Below are 596 nucleotides of genomic sequence, written 5' to 3'. Positions count from 1 at the left end.
GGTCGTCGCGACGGGGCCGCGTTGCACCCCTGCGCCCGGTGCACCCCAATGCCCGGGAAGCGGCGGCTAGTTGGAGAAGTACAGGTACTTCCAGCCGGTGTACGTCGTCGAGTTGACGCTGTCGCCCGACGAACCGTTGATGTAGGCGGCCCGGATGCGGGCCTTGATGCCGGACTGGCCGGGGGCGCCGAGGTTCACCGCGACCTTGCCGTTCGTGCCCAGGCCGAAGTACTCCGAGTCGGAGTCGTACCAGGTGCCCTGGTAGTAGACCTGAAGGTCGAGCCGCTCCTGGCGGTCCTTGTAGTAGGTCATCGTGGTGGTGACGATCGGCGCCGAGTTCTTGTGGAACCAGTAGTACGACGTCGAGCCGATCTTCGCCGTCTTGTAGTGCTTGCTGATCGCGGTGGAGACCTTGACCTTGGCGTACGACGTGACCTTCGCCGTCTTGGACGCGTACCGGGCGTCACCGGCGAAGACCGCGGAGACGGCGGTGTCGCGGGTCATGTCCACGGTCACCGTGATGTTGCCGCTGGAGTTGACCTTGCCGGTCTTGACCAGCTTCTTCGGCTTGTCGGCGCCGAAGGGGTCCGCGTAGA

Annotated in this window: 1 pseudogene; it reads right to left on the bottom strand. The window is 65.1% G+C overall.

Annotated elements, in window-relative coordinates:
- Positions 1 to 66: 66 nt before the first annotated feature.
- Positions 67 to 596: pseudogene (locus JHN63_RS51845) on the bottom strand (Ig-like domain repeat protein); the annotation flags it as partial.

Source organism: Streptomyces sp. MBT65 (assembly GCF_016612545.1).
GTDB lineage: Bacteria > Actinomycetota > Actinomycetes > Streptomycetales > Streptomycetaceae > Streptomyces.
The sequence above is the reverse complement of the archived record's forward strand: the minus strand, read 5'-3'. Positions and strand labels throughout refer to the sequence as shown.